19 protein-coding genes are annotated in these 21,422 nt (G+C 71.8%); 8 read left to right on the top strand and 11 right to left on the bottom strand.

Annotated features, from left to right (window positions below):
* Window positions 1-110 precede the first annotated feature (110 nt).
* Entirely contained in the window at window positions 111-944 is an 834-nt protein-coding gene (locus ABD830_RS32440) for a GNAT family N-acetyltransferase (protein ID WP_344995901.1), read from the top strand.
* A gap of 107 nt (window positions 945-1,051) precedes the next feature.
* The gene (locus ABD830_RS32435) at window positions 1,052-1,753 is read left to right on the top strand and encodes a hemerythrin domain-containing protein (protein ID WP_344995898.1); all 702 of its coding nucleotides are present in this window, start codon (window positions 1,052-1,054) and stop codon (window positions 1,751-1,753) included.
* Here ABD830_RS32435 and ABD830_RS32430 read toward each other — a convergent pair.
* A complete protein-coding gene (locus ABD830_RS32430) occupies window positions 1,738-4,992 on the bottom strand; it encodes an ATP-binding protein (RefSeq protein ID WP_344995895.1) in 3,255 nt (1,084 codons plus the stop codon). The two genes, ABD830_RS32435 and ABD830_RS32430, sit on opposite strands and share 16 nt — an antisense overlap.
* Window positions 4,993-5,134: 142 nt before the next feature.
* Between ABD830_RS32430 and ABD830_RS32425 the strand changes: the two genes are divergently transcribed.
* Window positions 5,135-5,776: a GntR family transcriptional regulator gene (locus ABD830_RS32425; RefSeq protein ID WP_344995892.1), complete on the top strand. Its 642-nt coding sequence runs from the start codon at window positions 5,135-5,137 to the stop codon at window positions 5,774-5,776.
* Window positions 5,773-6,261 (top strand): OsmC family protein, encoded by a 489-nt coding sequence (locus ABD830_RS32420; protein ID WP_344995889.1) that lies wholly within the window; start codon window positions 5,773-5,775, stop codon window positions 6,259-6,261. Before ABD830_RS32425 ends, ABD830_RS32420 begins: the two co-directional genes overlap by 4 nt.
* A 20-nt stretch (window positions 6,262-6,281) precedes the next feature.
* Here ABD830_RS32420 and ABD830_RS32415 read toward each other — a convergent pair whose 3' ends face one another.
* On the bottom strand, window positions 6,282-6,623 hold the full coding sequence (locus tag ABD830_RS32415; RefSeq protein WP_344995886.1) for an NAD(P)H-dependent oxidoreductase: 342 nt from the start codon (window positions 6,621-6,623) through the stop codon (window positions 6,282-6,284).
* A 442-nt stretch (window positions 6,624-7,065) separates the two neighbouring features.
* A complete protein-coding gene (locus ABD830_RS32410) occupies window positions 7,066-7,353 on the bottom strand; it encodes a DUF3040 domain-containing protein (protein ID WP_344995883.1) in 288 nt (95 codons plus the stop codon).
* Window positions 7,354-7,487: 134 nt separating this feature from the next.
* On the opposite strand from ABD830_RS32410, the gene ABD830_RS32405 reads away from it, so the two are divergent.
* Together ABD830_RS32405 and ABD830_RS32400 are read left to right on the top strand one after the other, a co-directional pair.
* A complete protein-coding gene (locus ABD830_RS32405) occupies window positions 7,488-8,519 on the top strand; it encodes an Rv2578c family radical SAM protein (RefSeq protein ID WP_344995881.1) in 1,032 nt (343 codons plus the stop codon).
* A gap of 178 nt (window positions 8,520-8,697) precedes the next feature.
* Window positions 8,698-9,657 (top strand): S1C family serine protease, encoded by a 960-nt coding sequence (locus ABD830_RS32400; protein WP_344995878.1) that lies wholly within the window; start codon window positions 8,698-8,700, stop codon window positions 9,655-9,657.
* Window positions 9,658-9,742: 85 nt separating this feature from the next.
* Here ABD830_RS32400 and ABD830_RS32395 read toward each other — a convergent pair whose 3' ends face one another.
* The 6 genes from ABD830_RS32395 to crcB all read right to left on the bottom strand — a co-directional run bounded on the left by ABD830_RS32395 (window position 9,743) and on the right by crcB (window position 17,716).
* Entirely contained in the window at window positions 9,743-11,257 is a 1,515-nt protein-coding gene (locus ABD830_RS32395; protein WP_344995875.1) for a glycosyltransferase family 4 protein, read from the bottom strand.
* Window positions 11,258-11,413: 156 nt separating this feature from the next.
* Window positions 11,414-14,521, bottom strand: a complete 3,108-nt coding sequence (locus ABD830_RS32390) for a S41 family peptidase (RefSeq protein WP_344995872.1) — start codon at window positions 14,519-14,521, stop codon at window positions 11,414-11,416.
* A gap of 123 nt (window positions 14,522-14,644) precedes the next feature.
* Complete coding sequence (locus ABD830_RS32385) at window positions 14,645-14,776, bottom strand: hypothetical protein (RefSeq protein ID WP_344995869.1); 132 nt, start codon at window positions 14,774-14,776, stop codon at window positions 14,645-14,647.
* 87 nt (window positions 14,777-14,863) lie between these two features.
* A complete protein-coding gene (locus ABD830_RS32380; RefSeq protein ID WP_344995866.1) occupies window positions 14,864-16,729 on the bottom strand; it encodes a GTP-binding protein in 1,866 nt (621 codons plus the stop codon).
* A 137-nt stretch (window positions 16,730-16,866) separates the two neighbouring features.
* Window positions 16,867-17,223 carry a fluoride efflux transporter FluC gene (locus ABD830_RS32375; RefSeq protein ID WP_344995864.1) on the bottom strand — a complete coding sequence of 119 codons (357 nt, stop codon included), beginning with the start codon at window positions 17,221-17,223 and terminating at the stop codon, window positions 16,867-16,869.
* A gap of 31 nt (window positions 17,224-17,254) precedes the next feature.
* A complete protein-coding gene (crcB, locus tag ABD830_RS32370) occupies window positions 17,255-17,716 on the bottom strand; it encodes a fluoride efflux transporter CrcB (RefSeq protein WP_344995860.1) in 462 nt (153 codons plus the stop codon).
* Window positions 17,717-17,788: 72 nt separating this feature from the next.
* Here crcB and ABD830_RS32365 point away from each other — a divergent pair, with 72 nt between their 5' ends.
* Window positions 17,789-18,502: an HNH endonuclease family protein gene (locus ABD830_RS32365; protein WP_344995858.1), complete on the top strand. Its 714-nt coding sequence runs from the start codon at window positions 17,789-17,791 to the stop codon at window positions 18,500-18,502.
* Here the strand turns inward: ABD830_RS32365 and ABD830_RS32360 are convergent.
* Entirely contained in the window at window positions 18,499-19,332 is an 834-nt protein-coding gene (locus ABD830_RS32360; protein WP_344995856.1) for an SGNH/GDSL hydrolase family protein, read from the bottom strand. The two genes, ABD830_RS32365 and ABD830_RS32360, sit on opposite strands and share 4 nt — an antisense overlap.
* 218 nt (window positions 19,333-19,550) lie before the next feature.
* Between ABD830_RS32360 and ABD830_RS32355 the strand changes: the two genes are divergently transcribed.
* Window positions 19,551-20,780, top strand: a complete 1,230-nt coding sequence (locus ABD830_RS32355; RefSeq protein ID WP_344995854.1) for an isochorismate synthase — start codon at window positions 19,551-19,553, stop codon at window positions 20,778-20,780.
* 83 nt (window positions 20,781-20,863) lie between these two features.
* On the opposite strand, the gene ABD830_RS32350 is transcribed toward ABD830_RS32355, so the two are convergent.
* Window positions 20,864-21,400 carry an SDR family NAD(P)-dependent oxidoreductase gene (locus tag ABD830_RS32350; protein ID WP_344995851.1) on the bottom strand — a complete coding sequence of 179 codons (537 nt, stop codon included), beginning with the start codon at window positions 21,398-21,400 and terminating at the stop codon, window positions 20,864-20,866.
* Between the last annotated feature and the right edge of the window lie 22 nt (window positions 21,401-21,422).

Genomic DNA, 21,422 nt, shown 5'->3' with positions numbered 1-21,422 from the left:
GACGCCTCGAGCGGGAAGGCGGTCACCGTGTGCCTGGAGGCGCTGAGTCCCGACATGATGGCCTCCGAACCGACGACGTACCAGCTCACCTGCACATGAAGGAGCCGACGATGACCATCGAATGGGCCGCTCTGTCGCACGCGGACATGCCGGCGATCACCGAGCTCGCCCGGCGGTGCGTGGCGCACGACGGCGGGCTCCGGGCGGCCGCGTCCCCGTCCTTCCTGGAGCGCAGGTACGCCACGGGGACGACGGTGGGCGCGTTCGCTGATGGCCGCCTGGTCGCCTGCGGGGCCGTACGACCCGTGGGCGGCGCCTCGGCGGCGACCGGCCTGGTCGATCCGGACCACCGGGGGCGCGGCCTGGGATCCGGCCTGCTCGACCGGCTGGTCAAGGGGCCGGTCCGGCTGGAGACCGAGTCGCTGACCCCGCAGGCCCACGCGCTCTTCCTCGCGCGCGGGCTCCGGCAGACGTTCGCCGAGGACGTCTACCGCCGCGACCTGACCGAGCCGCTCCCGGCCGTCCCCCTCCCGCCGGAGCTGGAGGTCGAGGAGTGGTCGCAGGACACCGAAGGTGCCTTTTACGAGGCCTACTCCGCGTCCTTCGCCGACCGTCCCGGCTTCCCCGGCTGGTCGCGGGAGGAGTGGGTGGACTGGCTGGTCGACGACGAGTTCCTGCCCGGCTGTTCGCTCGTGGCGCTCGAAGCGGGCGGGGCGGCCGGCTTCGTGGCGTGCGCGGAGGGGTTCCTGATCCAGGTCGGCGCCGTGCCCGCGTGGCGACGGCGCCACCTCGCGAGGGCGCTGGCGGCCACCGCGCTCGACCGCATGCGCACACGCGGCGCGACGGAGGTCTTCCTGGACGTCAACGTCAACAACCCGGCCTCGGCCGCCCTCTTCCGCGGCCTCGGATTCGAGGTGATCGCCCGCCGGGCCCGGTACGAATAGGACGCACCCTTCGGACTTGGGCCGTTCTTGACGTCGATCTTCCAGTGCCGTCCAAGAGCGGGAGGCCACGATGGCGCCGACCCCTCCACAGCAGAAGGAGTACGCCCATGTGGACCGCCGAACACCCGAACGTGCCGCAGATCACGCTGCCCGGTCAGGCCGCCGCCGTGCCGGGACCGCTCGACATGAGCAACATGTACCTGGCGCACTACGGCTTCCGCCGCGACCTCGGCCGCCTGCTCACCACGATCGGCCGGGTCCGCCTCGACGACCGCCGGCGCATCACCGCCCTGCGCGAGCACCACGCGTGGGTGCTGTTCGTGCTGCACCACCACCACACCTCCGAGGACGAGACGATCTGGCCGCGGCTGCGGGAGCGGGCGCCGCAGGCGGCCGGCACGATCGACGCGCTGGAGGCCGAGCACGAGGCCTGCGACCACTGGATCAGCGAGAGCACCGGGGCGTTCCAGGCGTTCGACGCCGACCCGTCCGAGCCGGGGCGCGAGCGGCTCATGGCCGCCCTGCGCGCGCTGGCCGACACCCTGGGCGCGCACCTGGCGCACGAGGAGACCGACGGGATCCCGCTGATGATGGCCCACATCACGCCGCAGGAGGACGCGGAGATGCACAAGACGATCACGAAGCAGTACGGTCTGCGCAAGCTGATCACGCTGCTCGGCTGGATCGCCTCCGAGCTGCCGGCCGACGTCGAGGCCCACCTGCGCACGACCTCACCCAAGCCGCTGCTGCTGCTCAGCACCCTGGCCAGGGGCCGCTACCAGCGGCGCATGGCCTACCTGTGGGGGTGACCCAGCTCCCGCTCCACGCTCTCGGCGCGCTCGGCGTGCCGCCGCGCCGCCTCGGTATCGCCCAGGGCCTCGGCCAGTTGCGCCAGTGACCGGCTGACCGGCCACGTCAGCATGCCCAGCCCGGCGATCCCCATCCGGTCGGCGTACGGCGACGCCTCCTCGTACAGGTCGGCGCAGGCCTTCCGGTCGCCCAGCGCCGACCAGACCTCGCAGCGGACGACCAGCCAGAACAGGTAGACGAAGGTGCGTGGGACCGGCGGTTGCCGCTCCCACGGCCCGAGCGCCTGCCGCGCCTCCTCCAGCCGGCCGCTGACCACCAGGTAGTGGGCGTATCCGTCCCGGTTGAACTGGGCGAGCTGGTCGTGCGAGATGTCCTGCGGCGGCCGCATCGCGTCCCCCGCCCCGTGGCGCAGGCGCATGAGCGCGACCTGGTACGTGGCGCCCGCCATGCTCGACTCCAGCCCCCACATCGAGGTGGTCCGGTGCTCGGCGACGGTGGCCGCGAGCAGCGACTCGGCCGCCTCCAGGTCACCGCGGCCCGCGAGGACGCCGAGCCGCAGCCAGTTCAGCATGATGCCCAGGTACGGCATGTGCGTGCGGCCGATCAGCCGCTCCGCCTCGGCCAGCACGTCCAGGGCCTCCCGCACCCGGCACAGCTCCAGCAGCGAGCCGCCCTGGCAGGTGAGCCCGATCGTGCGCAGTTCGTCGTCGCCCGCCTCCAAGCCGGCGCGGGCCATCTCCTCGCCCGCCTCCAGCCGCTGGTGCACCGAGTCCGGGTCGAGCAACGCGTAGTAGCGGGCGAACAGCACCCGGCCGAGCAGCGTCGCGTCGTTCTCCTGGCGGGCCAGCCGCGCCGCCTCGGCACTCCACCGGTCCCGCTCCGCCGGCTCCCGCCCCGGCTGGTAGTACGACTGAAGAGCCAGACAGGCCAGCACCCGAGCCCGGGCGGACGGCTCCAGCCCCTCGTCGGCGGCCAGCTCCATCAGGTCCACCAGCAGGTCGGCGTCGTAGCCGCCGTAGATCTTCCAGGGTTGCAGGATGCGGCCGCCGTACCCGGTCGCGGCCTCGATCCAGCGCCGCCGGTCGCCCGCCTGCCTGGCCAGGCGGCGAATCCGCGTCAGCTCGGCCTCCTGCCCCATCGAGTCGCCCGCCCCGAACCTGGCCTCGGCCAGCGCGAACAGCAGGTCCATCCGCTCGGCCTCGCCCAGCTCCAGGTCGTCCCCGGCCACCCGCTCAGCCCGCTCCAGCAGCTCGAGGGCCGCGTCGTACGCGCGCAGCCGCTTGGCCTCCTCGGCCGCCCGCCACGCCGCCCGCCAGGCACGCGCGGTGTGGCCAGCGGGAATCGCCTCGAACCAGTGGTGGGCGGCGGCGGCCAGCCGGTCGGAGGCCGAGCCGCCGGTACGCGACTCGATCGCGACGGCCACGGCGGCGTGCAGCCGGGCCCGCCGCAGCACCGGCACCACCTCGGTGAGCGCCTCCTGCACCAGCGCGTGCACGAACAGGAACCGGCCGGGCCGCCCCTCCGCGACCAGGTCGGCCGTCATGGCCGGCTCCAGCCGGTCCAGCGCCGCCTCCAGATCGAGCCCGGCGGCCTCGGCCACGATCGCCACGTCGAACTCCCGCCCGGCCACGGCCGCCACCCGTAACAACTCGGCGGACGGCTCGGGCAGCCGGTTCACCCGGCCGAGCACGACGTCCCGGACGCCCAGCGGCAGCGTGCCGCGGCCCGGCGATCCGGCCTCCAGGTACCGCATCAGCTCCGTGACGAAGAACGGGTTGCCGTTCGTGCGGTCCCTGAGCGCGTGCACGTCCGTGCCCGCCGGAGCCAGCTCGGCCAGATCGGACGCCGACAGGCCGGGCAGCGGCAGCCGCACCGCCTGCCGGCGCGACAGCGCCTCGAACGCCTCGGCCAGCGCGCCCTCCGGCTGCGGCCAGTCGCGTGCCGTGCCCACCACGGCCAGCCTGCCGTCCAGCACGTACTCGGCCAGGTAACTCAGCAGCCGCAGCGAGGACCGGTCGGCCCAGTGCAGGTCGTCCAGCACCACCAGCACCGGCTGCCTGCCCGCGGTCAGCGCCCGCGCCGCCGCCTCATAGGTCCGGAACCTCGCGCCCTCGGGGTCGGTCCCGGTCGCGGAGCCGACTCCGGGCAGGTTCGCGCGCACGTCGGCGGGCAGGGGCGGCAGCGTGTCGGCCAGCCGCTCCAACACCGTCACCCACGGCCAGAACGCCGGCGCACCCTCCGTCGCCGCGCACCGCCCCACCGCGACCGTGAAACCCCGGGCATGGGCCCGGCTCACCAGCTCCTCGGCCAGCCGGGTCTTGCCGATCCCCGGCTCCCCCGTGATCAGCGAGAACCCCGGCCGGCCCGCCGCCGCCGCTTTCAGCAGCCCGTCCAGCGCGGCCAGCTCCTCCTGCCGGCCCGTGATGCCCCGCTCGGCGATCTGCGCCTCGGCCACCTGCGGCTCAAGCGGCGGCCGGTGCGGCAGCAGCGCGGGTGATTGGCCGAGGATGTCACGTTCCAGCTCGCGCAGCTCCTCGCCCGGGTCGATGCCGAGCTCCTCGGCCAGGATCCGGCGCGCCGTGCGGAGCGTCTCCAGTGCCTCGCCCTGGCGGCCGCACCGGTAGAGCGCCAGCGCCCGCAGCGCCCACAGCCGTTCACGCAGCGGGTGCTCGTACGTCAGGGCCTCCAGCTCGCCCAGCAACTCGCGGTGGCGGTCCTGCTGGATGACCGCGCTCACCCGCAGCTCGCGGGCCCGCTCCCGCGCCTCGGTGAGCCGCGCCTTGACGGCGGCCACGTACGCCTGATCGTCCAGGTCCTGGTACGGCTCCCCGCGCCACAGCGCCAGCGCCTCACCCGCCAGCCGCTCCACCTCGGCCGGCCCGGCCGCCTCCTCGGCCTGCCCGACCAGGCGCAGGAAACGCGTCGTGTCCACCTGCTCCTGATCGATCGCCAGCGTGTAGCCCACCGGCCCGAACGTCAGCAACCGGCTCTGCCCCCTGGCCGGGCGTCCCGGCTCCAGCACGCGGCGCAGGTTGGACACGTACGAGTGCAGCGAGGCCTGTGCCTCGGCCGGCGGCTCCTCGCCCCACAGCCGGTCGATCAGCGTGGCCGGGGCCACCGGCCGGCCCTCCGCCAGCACCAGCATGCTCACCAGCGCCCGCAGCTTCAGTGACCCGATCTGACACGACCGCCCGTCGTCTCCGACGATCTCCAGCGGGCCCAGCACTCGGATGTCCACAGCCCTACCCACCCTCACGAAGTCGCCTGATCTTACGACAAGGGAGCGGCTGATGGGATTCACCACGACACGGCCGCTTCCCTCCTTCGGTATCCATTGCATCCATTGCATGCAATGGATACCAACGGCTACGCTTGGCGGCATGCAGACCGATGTGGCGCGGAGCCGGCTGCGGGAGTTGATCCTCGACGGCACTTACCCGCCGGGAGCGCGGCTGACGGAGATGGAGGTCGCCGCCGCTCTGGAGATGAGCCGGACCCCCGTCCGGGAGGCGCTGCGGGCGCTCGCCGCCGACGGGCTCGTGCGGCCGGCCGGGCGTGGCGTGGTGGTCGTGTCGCTGGAGCGCGGCGACCTGGAGGAGGCCTACCAGGTACGGGCGGCGCTGGAGGCGCTCACCGCCGAGCTGGCCGCGACCCGCCAGCGCGAGGGCCGCATCGCCCCCGCCGACCTCGCCGCGCTCCGTGACATCACGACCGAGACGGCCACCGCCACCGCCGAGGGGCGGTTCGCCGAGGCCGTGCTGCTCAACCGCCGGTTCCACCGGCTGATCGCGGAGCTGGCGGCCAACTCGATGGCGCTGCACGCCCTGGAGCGGATCTGGGACCAGATCCACGTGTCCACCTTGCGGTCACTCGCACCGCCGTCACGGCCCGCGCACGTCTCGGGGCAGCACGAGGAGCTCGTGGCCGCGATCGTCCTCGGCCTGGCCGACGAAGCCGCCCGGGTGGCCCGCGCCCACGTACTCGACACCCGTACCACCACCAGCCAGGAGGAGCGAGCATGACCCGCCAGCACACCTATCCGGTCGTCGTGACCTGGACCGGCAACAAGGGCACCGGCACCAGCGGCTACCGCGACTACGGCCGCGAGCACGAGCTGACCGCCGAGGGCCCACTCCCCATCGCGGCCAGCTCCGACCCCGCCTTCCGCGGCGACCCCTCGCGCTGGAACCCGGAGCAGTTGCTGGTCGGCGCGCTCTCGGAGTGCCACATGCTCTCGTATCTGCACAAGTGCGCGGTCGCGGGCGTCGTCGTCACCGAGTACGTCGACAACGCGGTCGGCACCATGGCCGAGACGGCCGACGGCGGGCACTTCACCGAGGCGGTGCTGCGCCCGGTGGTCACCGTGGCATCGCCCGACATGGTGGACACCGCGGTCAAGCTGCACGAAGACGCCCATCACGCGTGCTTCATCGCCAGTTCCGTGAATTTCCCGGTTCGGCATGAGCCGACGGTGCGCAGCGAGGGCCAGGACACCGCGGCCTCATGAGCCGAGGCCGCGCGCCTCGCTCAAACGTTCCATTCCAGGGTGCAAACTATTGGTAACGTGACGGTGTCGATGAACTGCCTGAGCTGGCTCGCCGGGTTGCCGAAGCGGGAGGGGGTGCCGAACAGCACCGCGTCGGCCCAGGCCAGATCGTCATGGCCGGCCTCGGCGACGTCGGCGGTGCGCTGCAGGTGTTGCCCCCAGGCCGGATTGGCGCTGATCGCCGCGGGTGGGGCCGTTTCGGCGACCTTGCGCAGCCGCACGTGCGCTCCGGCCTTCTCCGCGCCCTCGGCGACGGCTTGGGCCAGAGCGTGCACCGTGCCGGTGGCGCTGTAGTAGATGACTGCGACGTTCACGGGTTCCATGACCGGTTCACTTCCTTGGCGTTTCGGTTCACCGGTACGACGACACAGCCCCGCGCAATGTCAGGAGACGCGCCGACCTCACCGTCCGCCGCAGAACGCAACCGGCCCGATCACACCCGCTGACGGGCGCCCCAACCCCCGGAGCGCGCCACGCCACCACACCCCTGGAGCACCACACCCCCAGAACGCGCCACACCCCAGAGCACCACAGCCCCAGAGCGCGCCATGACTCTCGGAGCCTCAGTGGTCTCAAAGCGTCAGCGGCCTCGAAACGTCAGGCGGGCTGTGGCGGGCCGACCGAAACACCGTCCAGCGCCAGGTGACGGCCCATGCCGCTCAGAACGAACCACTGCGTGAAGACGGGCCCGGACAGGTCAAGGCGGGCCGGGGGTGGGCGGGGGTGCCGGCCAGGTAGGGATGGGCCGGGCTGAGACGGGGGTGGTCAGAAGGCGGCGGCCAGGGCCAGGGCGGCGGCGGCCTCGTGGCGGAGAACCATGATCAGAAGCGTGGCGATCAGCGTGGCGATGAGGAGCCAGCTGATCAGGATGATGACCGTCGAGCGGCGCGGCCGGGGCCGGCGGACTCGCTGCTCCTTGGCCTTGGCCTTCTCCTCGCTACGGCGCACTCGCTCGTTGAACGACTCCAGCCGTGCGACGAGTCGCGGATCGTCGTCGACGAGGTGCTGCTCGATCTGGGCGAGCATCCGCTCCTCGTCCTGCGACCAGGCCATAGGTGCACCTCCCGAACGCAAGCTCTGCGACGTCTTTCTGCCCAACCCTGAAGATCATTAGCCCCCAGCTGACCAGGTAATTGCAACCTCTTTTCGGTTTGCGATCAAGCTCGAACCTTTGTTCTAATCATGCCATGCGCTGGGACAACCTGCGCCTGGCCGGGGCCGGCCGGGACGAACCGGCCGTGCCGCTGTTCGCTCGCGGCGCGGTCACCCGCACCTTCGACACGCCCGAGTTCAAGGGGATGACCTTCTACGAGATCCAGGCCAGATCCCTCATCAACCGGGTCCCGGGGGCGAGCCGGGTCCCGTTCGAATACACGATCAACCCCTATCGTGGGTGCACTCATCGCTGCATTTACTGTTTTGCCCGAAAGACGCACGAGTATCTAGATTTTGATGCCGGTGCGGACTTCGACTCGAAAATCGTCGTCAAGGTCAACGCCGCCGAGCTGGCCCGCAAGGAGCTGGCCTCGCCCCGCTGGGGCGGCCACCACGTCGCCATGGGCACGAACGTCGACTGCTACCAGCGCGCGGAGGGCCGCTACAGGCTGATGCGCGGCATCCTGTCCGCGTTGCGCGACGCCCGCAACCCGTTCTCGATCCTGACCAAGGGCACGCTGATCCTCCGGGACCTCGACCTGCTGACGGAGGCGGCCGACGTCACCGAGGTGAGCACCAGCGTGTCCGCCGGCTTCGTCGACCCGGCGATCTGGCGCGCGGTGGAGCCGGGCACTCCCCACCCGAGCAGACGGCTCGAGACATGCGCGACGCTCAACGACAACGGAATCGCCTGCGGTGTCCTGATGGCCCCGATCCTCCCGTATCTCACCGACTCCCCCGCCCAGCTGGAGGCCACCGTCAAGGAGATCGCCGCCTCCGGCGCCACCCACATCGCCCCCATCGTGCTCCACCTGCGGCCGGGGGCGCGGGAGTGGTGGCTGAGGTGGCTGTCGCACGAGCATCAGCGCCTGGTGCCCCGCTATCTGGAGCTGTACGGGCGGGGCGCGTACGCCCCCAAGTCGTACCAGGAGCGCGTGACCGGCCTCGTCAAGGAGCTGGCCGAACGCCACGGCGTCGGCCGCGCCACCCCCGCCATGGCCCGCCGCCTCCCACCCCGCCCCACATCCGTCGGGGCCCGGCCGGAGCAACTACGCCTGCTCTGACGCTCTCCCGCACACCTGCCCTCGACCGGATGGCGGCGAGGTTGCTCTCGGGCGCTGGATCACGAGGCCTGTACGTGCTCGACCAGCCCATCGACGAGCTCCCGGCAAGCCAGTGTGAATCGGCCGGGCGAGGGTTACGGTGTAATCACGTAATCCCCTTCTCGTTCGGGAGCCGTCCATGGCTGAGCCCCTCGACTCGTACTCCCAGATCGTGTCCACCGTTGCCGCGGAGCTGCTGCCGAAGGTCGCCAGCGTCCGGACCAACCAGGGCAGCGGTTCGGCGGTCGTCATCTCGGCAAGCGACTTCTCCCCGGCGAAGGAGTACCCCCACGGCTCGCCGAGCTTCCTGCTGACCAACGCGCACGTGGTCGGGTCCTCCCGGGCCGGCACCGTCGCGTTCGCCGACGGGAGTTCGGGTGATTTCACCGTGGTCGGGCGGGATCCGCTGTCGGACCTGGCGGTGATCAGGGTGCAGGCGGCCACGCCCGAGCCCGCCACGCTGGGCGACAGTGACAAGCTGGTCGTGGGACAGCTCGTGGTGGCCGTGGGCAATCCGCTCGGGCTGGCCGGGTCGGTGACGGCCGGAGTGGTGTCGGGGCTGGGGCGGTCGCTGCCCGCGCGCAGCGGATCGGCCGTACGGCTCATCGAGGATGTGATCCAGACCGACGCCGCGCTCAACCCGGGCAACTCCGGCGGCGCGCTGGCCGACTCCCGGGCACGGGTGGTCGGGATCAACACGGCGGTGGCCGGGGTGGGCGTGGGGCTCGCCGTGCCGATGAACGCCACCACCCGTTCCATCATCGCCGCCCTGATCAGGGACGGGCGGGTGAGGCGGGCGTTCCTCGGGCTGGTCACCTCCCCCGCGCCGCTGCCCGAGCCCTTGCGGCGGCGGACCGGGCAGGCGGGGGCGCTGCGCGTGATGGAGGTGGTGCCGGGCTCGCCCGCTCACCAGGCCGGGCTGCGCGCCGGCGACCTGGTGTTGAGCGCGGGCCGCAGCCCGGTGGGCGACGCGCAGAGCCTGCAGCGGCTGATGTTCGCCGACGCGATCGGCCGGCCACTGCCGATCACCGTCTACCGGAACGGCGCCCTCGTCGATGTCATCGCCGAGCCGGTGGAGCTGACGGGGTCCGGCGTCTGAGCCCGCCGATCCTGACCTTCAGGCGCGCCTGTCATCGCGTCCCGGCGCGCTGATCATTTCTCGGCTGCTGAGGCGCCGGTGCAGGTCACGGGGACGGGGACGGGGCGTCGGACGGACGAGCCGGGCCCGGCTGCCCACTCCGTCCCGGCACGGCCACCGCGGCCTCACCCGATCCCGGCGCGGAGGCGGCGGCGCCGTCCTGTCCCGGCCCGGAAATGGCGGCGCCGTCCTGTCCCGGTGAGGAGGTGGCGGCGCCATCCTGTCCCGGCGCGCGGGCGGCGCCACCGTCCGGTCCGGCGGAAGCAGCGCCGTCAGGCGACGGCTCGGTGGCCGGGCGCTCCGGGCGGACGTACGTGCCGTCGCGCCGGGCCAGCAGCTCCGCCAGCAGCGCGTCCCACTGCTCCCCGACCGCATCCACGTCGTACGTACGCGCCGTCTCCAGCGCCCCCGCCGCCAGGCTGCGCCGCAGCTGCTCGTCCTCGATCACCCGGATGATCGACTCCGCCAGGTTGGCATTGGTACGCGGCTTGACCAGCAGCCCGTCGACCTCGTGCGTGATCATCTCCTTGGGCCCGTGCGGGCTGTTGAAGCTGACGATCGCCAGCCCCTTGCCCATGGCCTCCAGGATCGTCATCGGGAAGCCCTCGTGCCGGGAGCTCAGCACGAAGATCGACGCCTTCTCCAGCTCCGCCCCCACGTCGGAGGTGGGCCCGGGCAGCTCGACCTTGTCCTCCAACCCCGCCTCCCTGATCTGCTGGGCGAGGTTCTCCTCCTGGGGCCCGGCGCCGTAGATGCGCAGCTTCCAGTCGGGGTGGGCGGCGGCGACCGTCTCCCAGGCGGTGATGAGGCGGTGGAAGCCCTTGATGCGGGTCATCCTGCCGACCGCGACGGCGACCTTGGCGTCCAGTTTGGACACGTCACCGTTCATCGGCGGCACCGCGTTGGGGATGCGGGCCAGCTTGCGCGGCTTCTTCGGCAGCGTCTGGCGGTAGTCGCGCAGGTCGGCCTTGGTGAGCGTGACCAGGGCGTCGAGGCGGCGGTAGCGCCACTTGATGAGCTCCTGCATCGACTCGGCCTGGGTGCGCAGCGCCACGTGCTCCTGCCCGATCGTGATGACGCCCGGCTGCGCCAGCTGGGCCATCACCAGGTTGAGTCCCGGGCGGGTGGCCATCAGCACGCCGGTGTCGAGCGAGCGGATGTAGCGGGCCAGCTTGAGGTCGGTCCACAGGTTGAAACGGTGGTACGCGGTCTCGTCCTTGGGGATGAGCCGGCTCGGCATCTTCGACAGCATCGCGCGCAGCGGGTCGGGACTGGGGTTGAGCCGGTCGTCGATGAAGCGGAACTTCACCCGCGGGTCGATGGGGAAGAAGGGCTCCTCGGCCTCCTTCAAGATGCTCACGATCTCGACGTCGTGCTCCCTGGCCAGATAGCTGGCCAGGTTGAACACGGTCCTGATCGTCCCGCCCATCCCGTAGGCGTGCAGGAGCAGGATGCGGACCTGCCCGGTGGACGGCGGGGGCGCGTTCTGCGCCTTGCGCCGGTTGTACCCCCGATATAGCCGGCGCATGGCCGACTTTCCCTTGCGTGCGAGAGCGCGCACCTGACAATTCCCCTTTTATCGCCGGAAGAAGTCCCAACACAGATGGCCGGCGGCAAGGAGCCCCACCACCGGCCTATTGTCCCGCTTCGGCAGAGTGCACTTGTTCATCCCCTATGTGCTAACCCCACCTATGATCTTTAGACGCTTGCAATGTCCCTAAGGTTGCATGCGTGGCCTATGCCGGGGATCAGGAGTATGCGGCGGCTGCTCGGCCAGCAGGTCGAGCGCGACGTCGATGGCCCGCTCGAGCTGCGTGTCCACGCCTCTGGCGTAATCCTGCGGGGTGATGTCGACCTCGATGTCGGGATCGGTGCCGTAGTTCTCGACCTGCCAGCCGACGTCGTCGAAGGCGAAGGAGAACTCCGGCTGCGTCGTCACCGTGCCGTCGGCGAGCTGGTGGCGCGGCCAGATGCCGATGACGCCGCCCCAGGTGCGCCTGCCGACCAGCGGGCCCAGCTTCAGCACCTTGAAGGTGTGGCTGAAGATGTCGCCGTCGGAGCCCGCCCACTCGTTGGTGATCGCCACCAGCGGCCCGCGCGGCGACTCCGGCGGGTACGGCTCCGGGTCGCCCCAGCGCGGGTAGTCGTACCCGAGCCGCCGCCTGGCCAGCTTCTCCAGCAGCAGCGCCGAGACGTGGCCGCCGCCGTTGAAGCGCACGTCCACGATGAGCGCCTGGCGACCGTACTCGGCCAGGAACCCCCGGTGGAACTCCCCGAACCCCTCGGCCCCCATGTCGGGCACGTGCAGGTAGCCCACGCGCCCGCCGGAGCGCCGGTGGCACTTGGCGCGGTTGAGGTTCACCCAGTCGCGGTAGCGGGCCGGCTGCTCGTCGGCGAGCGTGCGCACGGTGACCGTGAACACCCGCTCCTCCCGGCGCAGCGTCAGCTCGACCTCCTCGCCGGCCTGGTTGACCAGGCGCTCGTTGGGGGTGGCGGCCGTTCCGATGGGCGCGCCGTTGATGGCGAGTACCGCGTCGCCCGTACGGACGTCGAGACCGAGCCGGTTCAGCGGCGAGGTCGCCTGGGGATCCCACGGGTCACCGGTCACGATGGAGCGGATGTGGTAGACGCCGTCGCGGTAGTCCCAGTCGACGCCCAGCTTGCCCTGGCTGTAGTCGGGGCCTGGACGGTATTCGCCGCCGCTCTCGTAGGCGTGGCTCGTGGCGAGCTCTCCGTGCAGCTCCCACAGCAGGTCGGAGAACTCGCCGCGGGTCGTGACCCGCTCCACCAGGGGCCGGTAACGGTCGTAGACGGCCGGCCAGTCGACGCCCGCCATGTCCTCGGTCCAGAAGTTCTCCAGCTGCAGCCGCCACGCCTCGCGGAACATCTGCCGCCACTCCGCCTCCGGGCAGACCGACACCTTGATCCGTGACAGGTCGATCCAGCCGCTCTCGCGCCCCGGAGCCTCCTCGTCGCCGGGCGCCTCGCCCGCCTTGACCACGCGCAGCCTGGAGCCCGCGCGGTAGAGCAGGGTCTTGTGGTCGCGGCCCAGCTCGAAGTCGGTGACGCCGTCGGCGAAATGCTCGTTCTTGCCCTTGGTGAAGTCGTACAGATGCAGCGAGTTCTCGCCCTCGAGCGGGCTGGTGAGAATCAGCACCTTGCCCTTGAGCCCGGCCACCCGCTCATAGCGCCCCTCGGGCAGCGGGAACGCGGTGACGCGCCGGGCCAGCCCGTCCAGGTCCACGTGCAGCGGCTCCTCCTCGTCGGAGTCGTCCTCGTCCTTCTCCCCCAGGGGCCGCTGGACCGGCACGAACGGGTCGGGCGCGTCCGTGCGCAGCGCCACCGCGTACGGGCGGGTGCCGAGCGGGAAGCCCAGGTCGAACTGGAGCTGGTCGTAGACGGGCGAGAAGGTCCGCTGGCCGATGAAGTAGAGGTAGCGGCCCTCCGGGTCGAACGCCGGCATCGAGTCCTTCAGCACCGGCTCCGTGGCCTGCACCGTCCGCCCCGACTCGGGGTGGTGCAGCTTGATCGCGCTGGACTGGGGGCTGAGCGGGCTCGTGTAGGCCAGCCACCGCCCGTCGTGCGACCAGGCCGGGTCCTCCGGCGCGCCGTGCGGGTTGGCCTCGACCAGGTCCGACCGTCCGGTGGCCAGGTCGAGCAGGTGCAGCTCGTGACGGTGGTTGACGACGGCCACCCGGTCGTGCGCCGGGTCGGGGACGAGCGCGTGGACCCGGCCCAGCCTGGCCACCTCCGTGCCGCCCCCGCCCTCGTGGCCCTCGAGGATGACCAGGCGCTCCTCGTCGCCGTCGTCGCTGGCCGCCGCGATGAGCCGGGCGCCGTCGTTGAGCCAGGTCAGGAACCGGTAGCGGACGCCGTCGGGCGAGCCGTACTGCTGCACGGGCCCCTCCCAGTCGGCCATCGCGTACGCCTTGCCGCGCGCGGTGACGGCCAGCGCGCTGCCGTCGGGGCTGAGCGTGGCGCTGTCGAGGTAGTCGGCGGGATCGACGAACCTGCGGTTGCGCTGCGTCCTGGAGCTGGCCAGCAGCACGTCCAGCCGGCGCGCCGGCTCACCGGGCTCGAGCAGGTAGAGGTCGGCGCCCGCGTGGTAGACCAGCCGGTGCCCGTCGCCGGACAGGTTGCGCGCGTAGTAGTCGTCGTGGTGGGTGTGCTTGCGCAGGTCCTGGCCGTCGGGGGTGCACGAGTAGACGTTGCCGACGCCCTCGTGGTCGGAGATGAAGCACACCCGGCCGCCGCTCCAGCAGGGCGAGGCCAGGTTTCCCGGCAGCCTGATCAGCCGGCGGAACTCGCCGTCGCCGCGCGGGTCGATCCACAGGTCGCCGACCGTGCCGCCGCGGTAGCGCTTCCACCGCGCGGGGTCGGCGGTGTTGCGGCCGAGCACGATCATGCCTTCGGGTCCGTACGCGATCGAGTTCGCCGGTCCGTACGGGAGCCGCTCCGGGACACCGCCCGGCGCGACACGGTGCAGCCATTTGCGGCCCTCGAACGGCTGGGCGGCGTCGCTGGCGTAGAGGATGCGCCCTTCGGGGTCCCAGCCGGTGACCGTGCAGCGGGCTCCGTGGAAGGTGACCCGGCGGGCCGCGCCGCCTCCGGACGGCATGACGTACACCTCTTCCGGGCCCTCCTCGCGCCCGACGAACGCGAGCCGGTCGCCGCGCGGCGAGATGCGTGGATAGCCCGCCTCGGCGAGCCCGGCGGTCAACCGGAAGGCCCGCCCTCCCTGGGCGGACACCATCCACAGGTCGTCCTCGGCGGCGAAGACGACCACGTCCTGGAAGACAGCGGGGAAGCGCAGGTAGGCCGACATGAGGGCAGCTCCACGATCGAATCGACAGCCGGGAGCGCGTAGCCCCCGGCTGTCAGATCATGTCACTCAGGTCAGACGAGTCGCCGCCACTGCCCAGCCGTCCGGCCGGGCAGGCGGGAGGGGTCATTCCTCGTCCGTGGACGTCTTCCGCGTCGTCGACTCCCTCTTGGTCTCCTTCGCCTGCCTACTGGTCTTGATGGCCTGCTTCTTGGACTTGCCGGACTTAGCGGCGGGTTTCTTCTTCGTGTCTGCCATGGGAATCCCCCCTGTACGGACGTGTGCCCCCCGAATGGTGCACTGTGCCCCTTAATACCCATCTATCGCCGAAACCCGACATACCGCCTACGGGGTGGGCCGATCCCCGGCAGGAGCGGACCACCACACCCCCTCGCCGCGCGACAGCCCCGGCAACCGCCGCTCGAACTCGTGCACCGAGGCCGCCGGGATCTCGCCCTCCAGCAGCCAGGTGTCGTCGCGGTGCCGGGCGTCGCGTACCTCGCCGCCCAGCGCCGCGAGCCCGGCACTGACCGCGCTGAACGCCTCCGGCGGCACCTCCAGTTCGAAGCGGTGGCACGGCTCGTACACGGTCGTGCCCGCCAGGCGCAGCGCGCGCATGAGCACGATCGGCGTGCGGCCGCGGAAGTCGGCCGCGACCGTGACGGGAGAGTCATATCCGGTCCTGGTCAGCGTGACCACGACGTCGGTGACCGGCCAGCCGTGCGGGCCCTCGCGCAGTGCCAGGCGCACGCTCTCCTCGATCGCCCGGTGGAACGCCAGCGGCAGCGACCCGAGATCGACCTCCAGCCGGTAGCCGACGCCGGAGCCTTTCGGACCCGGTTCGACGCGCAGGCCGACGGTGGCCACGAACTCGTTGCGGCCGTGGCGCTGGATCTCCTGGACGGCCTCCGCGGCGCTCGACGGGCGTTCGAAGTAGACGGGACGGCTCGGCTCGAAGACCGCCTCGACACCGAAGTCCCTGGCCAGGGTCTCGCCGATGACCTCCTTCTGCACCTCCCCGTAGAGCAGGACCGAGGTCTCGCCGCCGGCCAGCGTGCGGGTGCCGATGAGCGGGTCCTGCTCGGCCAGCGCGAGCAGGGCGGCGTGCAGGCGAGGCTCCTGGCCCGGCACGCTGGGCCGTACGACGGTCTCCAGGCTGGGCGGCGTGAAATGGGCCTGATGAACACCCGGCGGCTCACCCACATGGTCGCCGACGCGGATCTCGGGCACGCCCCAGACCTTCACGATGTCCCCCGCCACCGCGTGGCGCCGTTCGGGCGCGCCCGCGACGGCCAGCGCGGTCAGCCGCCCCTCGTAGGTCTCCGTCCCCCGGTGGAAGGTCAGGTGCTCGCGCGCTCGGAGCGCTCCCGCGCGTACCCGCAGGTAGGCGGCCTTCTCGCCGGACGGCGCCCGCTCGATCGCGAACACCGACGCCCGCGCCGCCTCCCCCGGGTCCGCGTCGGGCCGGCGCACGGCCGGCAGCAGGTGGATGCCGTCGAGCAGCTCGGCGACGCCCTGCCCGGTCAGCGCCGAGCCGAACAGCACCGGGTACGCCTCCCCTGCGGCGCACTGCCGCACCAGCGCCGCGCGTACCTGGCCGAAGTCGGGCGTCTTGCCCTCGACGAGCAGCTCCAGCAGCCCGTCGTCCCGCTCGGCGAGCACCTCGGCCGCCTCCTCGGGGGAGGCGATCTCGGCGGTGGTGGCCGCCTTGGAGCCGATCCGCCGCACGGTGTTGAGGGCGACGCTGTACGGCGAGAGCCGCCGCCGGATGTCGGCCAGCAGCTCCCGCTCCCTCGCCCCGGCCCGGTCGATCTTGTTCACGAAGATCAACGTGGGCAGACGCAGCTTGCGCAGGGTCTTCATGAGGACCCGGGTATGTGGCTGGACGCCCTCGACGGCCGACAGCACCAGCACGGCGCCGTCGAGCACGCCGAGCGCGCGCTCCACCTCGGCCACGAAGTCGCTGTGGCCGGGTGTGTCCACCAGGTTGACCCGCAGGTCGCCCAGGGTGCCTGGATGGGTGAAGGAGGCGACGGCCGCCCGGATGGTGATGCCGCGACGGCGCTCGATCTCGCCGCTGTCGGTCTGTGTGCTGCCCTCGTCGACGCTGCCGAGCCGGTCGATGACGCCGGTCTCGAACAGCAGCCGCTCAGTCAGGCTGGTCTTGCCCGCGTCTACGTGCGCGAGGATGCCGATGTTCAGAAGGTGCATGAGTGATGGAGCCCTCGGGAACTCTCGTGCCAATGGGGCGCTGGGAGATTCCGAGGCACCGCATCTCATGCTCCTGTCGTCGGCGGGCGGATGCGCGGCCCATGGTGCCACCGCTCACCGGCGGAGGCCAGCGATTTTCAGATCGCCTGGGCCAGGGCCGCGCCGCAGTAGGCCGCGCCGAGCCCGGCCACCACGCTGGCGGCGGCGTTGGCCACCGCGTGGAAGCGCGCGCCCTCCTCCATCAGCCGCACCGTCTCGTACCCGAGCGTCGAGTACGTGGTCAGCGCCCCGCAGAACCCGGTGCCCGCCAGCGCCATGAGCCCGCCTCCCGCGGGCAGCGCGGCCAGGAAGCCGAGCAGCGCCGACCCGCACACGTTCACCGCCAGCGTCCCCCACGGGAACACCGTGTCGTGCCGCGCCTGCACCGCCCGGTCGGCCAGATAACGCAACGGCGCCCCGACCGCCGCGCCCAGAACGATCAGCAGCACCGTCATCGCACGCCCCCCACGACGGCCGTCGGCACCCTCATCGCACCCCCGCCGGTTTCCCGGCGATCCGCCTGGTCAGCCACATGCCCGCGGTCACGGCCACGAGCGCCGCGGCCATCGTGGCCGCCAGGTAGACCAGGCCCGTCAGCGGCGCACCCGCCGCGACCACGCGCTGGACATCGACCGCGTACGTCGAGAAGGTCGTGTACCCGCCCAGCACCCCCACCCCCAGGAACGGCCGCACGAGCCGGTGCGCCTGCCGCACCTCCGTGATCACCACCATCAGCACCCCGATCAGCAGGCAGCCCGACACGTTGACCAGGAAGGTCGCCCACGGGAAGTCCGCCGGCCCGGCGGGCAGCGCCGACTGCAGGCCGTAGCGCGCCAGCGCGCCCAGCGCGCCACCCGCCGCGATCGCCGCGAGCACGGGCCAGTGCAGCTCGGTACGCTGCGCCGGGACGTGGAGATCGACGTCCGGATCGATCGGACGATCAGTCACACAACCCTCCCCGTGTCAAAACACTCGATGCCGGGAATTTCTCTAGACAACCTTGGATGCGCGGAGGCCTGCTTGAGCACGAAGGACGCCATTGCCCTTCTAGCGGGAGCCATCATCGTCGTTTCCTTCGTCGGCACTACCAAGACCCATCCGGCCACCGCGGCGAGCCCCCTCGGCAACGCCAGCGGCACGCTGCCCGGTCTGGCACCCATCATCTCCGACGCCGACAAGGCCAGAGCACGCGCCCTCATCAAGCGCCTGCGCGTGAAGGGCTTAGGCCCCAACACCGGGTACGAACGCACCCGGTACGGCGAGAACTGGGCCGACAGCGCGATCGGCGTGCCGTACGCGCGCAACGGCTGCCGCACCCGCGACGACCTGCTGGCCCGCGACGGCCAGAACGTGAAGTACCGGGCGGGCTCCAGCTGCGAGGTCGTCTCCATGGAGCTGACCGACCCCTACACCGGCAGGACCATCTACTGGCGCAAGGCCCATGCCGACGAGGTGCAGGTCGACCACGTGGTGCCGCTGAACTACGCCTGGCGCATGGGCGCGCCGCGCTGGCCGATGTCCAAGCGGCTGGACTTCGCCAACGACCCGCTGAACCTGCTGCCCGTGGACGGGGAGGCCAACGAGCAGAAGGACGCCTCGGGGCCGGCGAGCTGGCTGCCGCCGCAGCGGCTCATCCGCTGCGCGTACGTCACCCGCTTCGCGCAGGTCGCACTCAAGTACGACGTGCCCGTCCGGACGGCCGACAAGAAGATGATGCTCGACCAGTGCCGTTAGCGGGGGTCGAGCCAGGTGAAGCCGTGCTCGAACGTGAGCTTCGCCACGATCTGCTGCCCGGCCGTGTTCGGGTGGAAGTAGTCCCATTTGCTGACGTGGTCGAGCGTGAACGGGAACGAGAACACGGCCCCGCCGTCGGTGTGGCAGGCGGGGCCGAAGGCGGCGCACGCCTCGGCCGCCTCGTGGTTGTAGGCCATCACCCGCGCCCGCACCCGGTCGCGGCGCTGGACGTCGGCCTGCTTGGCCGAGTCGGGCCTGGCGAGCATGGTCTGGCAGATGCGGCCCACCGTCCAGAACGTCCGCGCGAGCGCGCTGGCCTTGCCGACCTTCCACAGCCGCCGCAGGTCGGGGATGCTGGCGATGAACACCCTGACCGCGGGAAGCCCGGCGCGCAGCTCGGCCAGCGCCGTGTCCAGCCGCTGCCGGTACGTCGCGACGGGCGTCATGGTCTGCTCGGTGCGGGTGCACGCGTCCTGGGCGCCCACGAGGATCGTCACGTAGTCGGCCTTGGCCTCGACCGCCTTGCGGACCTGACCCAGCAGGTCGGCGCTGGTCGAGCCGGGGGCGGCGAAGTTGAGGTTGTGCTTCTGGAGCGTTCCAGACATTTTGGACAGGCGCAGGTAGTGGCTGGCCACCTGCTGGTAGTCGCCGGTCGACCACGAGCGCGCGGTGCAGGAGATGTACAGGCCGCAGGCGTTGAAGCCGGTGGAGATCGAGTCGCCGAGCGCGGCCATGACCGCGGGCACGGCTTCACCCGTCGCGGCCTGGGCCGGACCGGTGGACGAGACGAGAATCACTGCGGCGAGCACGGAGCCCAGGCGACGGATCATGGACCCAAGGTAGGAAGTGGATCATCGACCGGCTATGGCGTTCCGGCAAGGTCTGTGATTTCAGGACCGACTTCATATCGCCGCTTGACAGGCCGGACGCGATCAGGTCGAGGCCAATTCGGGTCCGGCGCCCGGGTTTTTCCGGGTTCATTGTCCGTAACCTTGCATTCACGGGGGTCCGAGTCGAACGTGTTCAGTTCCCGCATAGAGTGTCTTGGGTGAGTGTCGCGCTCGGAACAACCCGCCCGCTACCGGTTCGCACCACCCCCGTAGGTGACCCGGGCGACCTGCTGGCATCTCTGCCCAGGACGGCGCCCTACGCCTGGGTCAGGAACGGTGAGGGCCTCGTCGGCTGGGGACAGGCCGCACGGGTGACCGTGCCCCCTGGCCCCGGCAGGTTCGCCTGGGCCCGCCAGTGGCTGGCCACGGTGTTCGGCGACGCCCACGTGGACGACGCCGTGCGCACACCCGGCTCCGGCCCGGTCGCCTTCGGCAGCTTCACCTTCGACGAGGACGCCCACGGCTCCGTCCTGGTCGTCCCGCGCGCCGTGCTGGCCCGCCGCGGCGGCCACGCCTGGCTCACCACGATCGGCGACGCGCCGCTGGAGACGTTCTCCCCCGTCCGCGACCCCGGCCGCATCCGCTACGGCGACGGCAGCCTGACCGCGCCGGAGTGGGAGGAGGTCGTGGCCAGGGCCGCCAAGCGCATCCGTGAAGGCGAGCTGGAGAAGGTCGTGCTGGCCCGCGACCTGGTCGCGACCGCCGAGCGGCCCATCGACGTGCGGCTGCTGCTCACGCGGCTGGCCCGGCGCTATCCCGAGTGCTACACCTTCTCCGTCGCCGGGCTCGTCGGGGCGACGCCCGAGCTGCTCATCCGGCGTACGGGCCAGGAGATCGAGTCGCTCGTGCTGGCCGGCACCACCGCCCGCGGCACCGGCCCGGCCGACGACTTCGCGCGCGGCGCCGCGCTGCTCGCCTCGGCCAAGGACCGCCACGAGCACGAGTGCGCGATCGCCTCGGTCCGCCAGACCCTCGCCCCGCTCTGCTCCCTGCTGGAGACGCCCGACGAGCCGGAGCTGCTGGTGCTGCCCAACGTGCAGCACCTGGCCAGCCACGTCAGCGGGCGGCTGGCCGACGGGGCCTCCGTCCTGGACGTGGTCGCGGCCATGCACCCCACGGCCGCCGTCGGCGGCACCCCGACCCGCACCGCGATCGAGGTCATCCGGGAGCTGGAGGGCATGGACCGGGCCGGGTACGCCGGCCCCGTCGGGTGGATCGACGCCCACGGCGACGGCGAGTGGGGCATCGCGCTGCGCTCGGGGCTCATCCAGGGCCGCCGCGCCCGCCTGTTCGCGGGCGGCGGCATCATGGGCGACTCCGACCCGGCCGCCGAGCTGGCCGAGGCCCAGGCCAAGTTCCGGGTGATGCAGTACGCCCTGGAGGGATGATCAGGCAATGCCGCGGTACTCGACCGCCGTGAGGGAAAGGGCCAGCTCACGGATCCGCCGGCGGATGGTGTCGCGATGTTCGATCAGCATGTCGAGCCGCTCGGGCACCGTGTGCTTCCCGGCTTCGACGAGCGTGATGTGGTGCTGCGGGCGGTCTCGGCCCACCGCTCGACATCCTCCAGGCCTCGCCGGTACACGCCCGAGATACGTTCGACCGCCTCGCGCCCGAGCGGCAGCCGCAGCGGCACCTCCTCACCGTGCACGAGGGACACGATGATCTCGGCCGCTCGCGCCGGGTCGCCTTCCTGGCGGCACCGCAACTGCGCGTCGCCGACCTCCTCGACCGCGCCGACCACGGCTCGCCCCGCGTTGTTGACGAGAACGTCCAGCTGACCGAAGCGGTCGAGGGTCTCCTGCACAAGATCCGAGGCCGCGGCGACGGCTCGGGCGTCGAACTTCGTGATCAGGCAGGTGTCCGGATGGGTGGCCCGCAGGTCGGCCACACTGTCGGGCCGGCGCACCGCCGCCACCACGTTGTCGCCCGCCTCCAGCGCCGACTCCGCCAGTGCGCGCCCGAACCCGCGGGACGCGCCAGTGATGATCCGGGTCTGTGTCGTCATGGCGACGACGCTTGGGCTTTGA

The organism is Nonomuraea helvata, assembly GCF_039535785.1.
GTDB lineage: Bacteria > Actinomycetota > Actinomycetes > Streptosporangiales > Streptosporangiaceae > Nonomuraea > Nonomuraea helvata.
The sequence above is the reverse complement of the archived record's forward strand: the minus strand, read 5'-3'. Positions and strand labels throughout refer to the sequence as shown.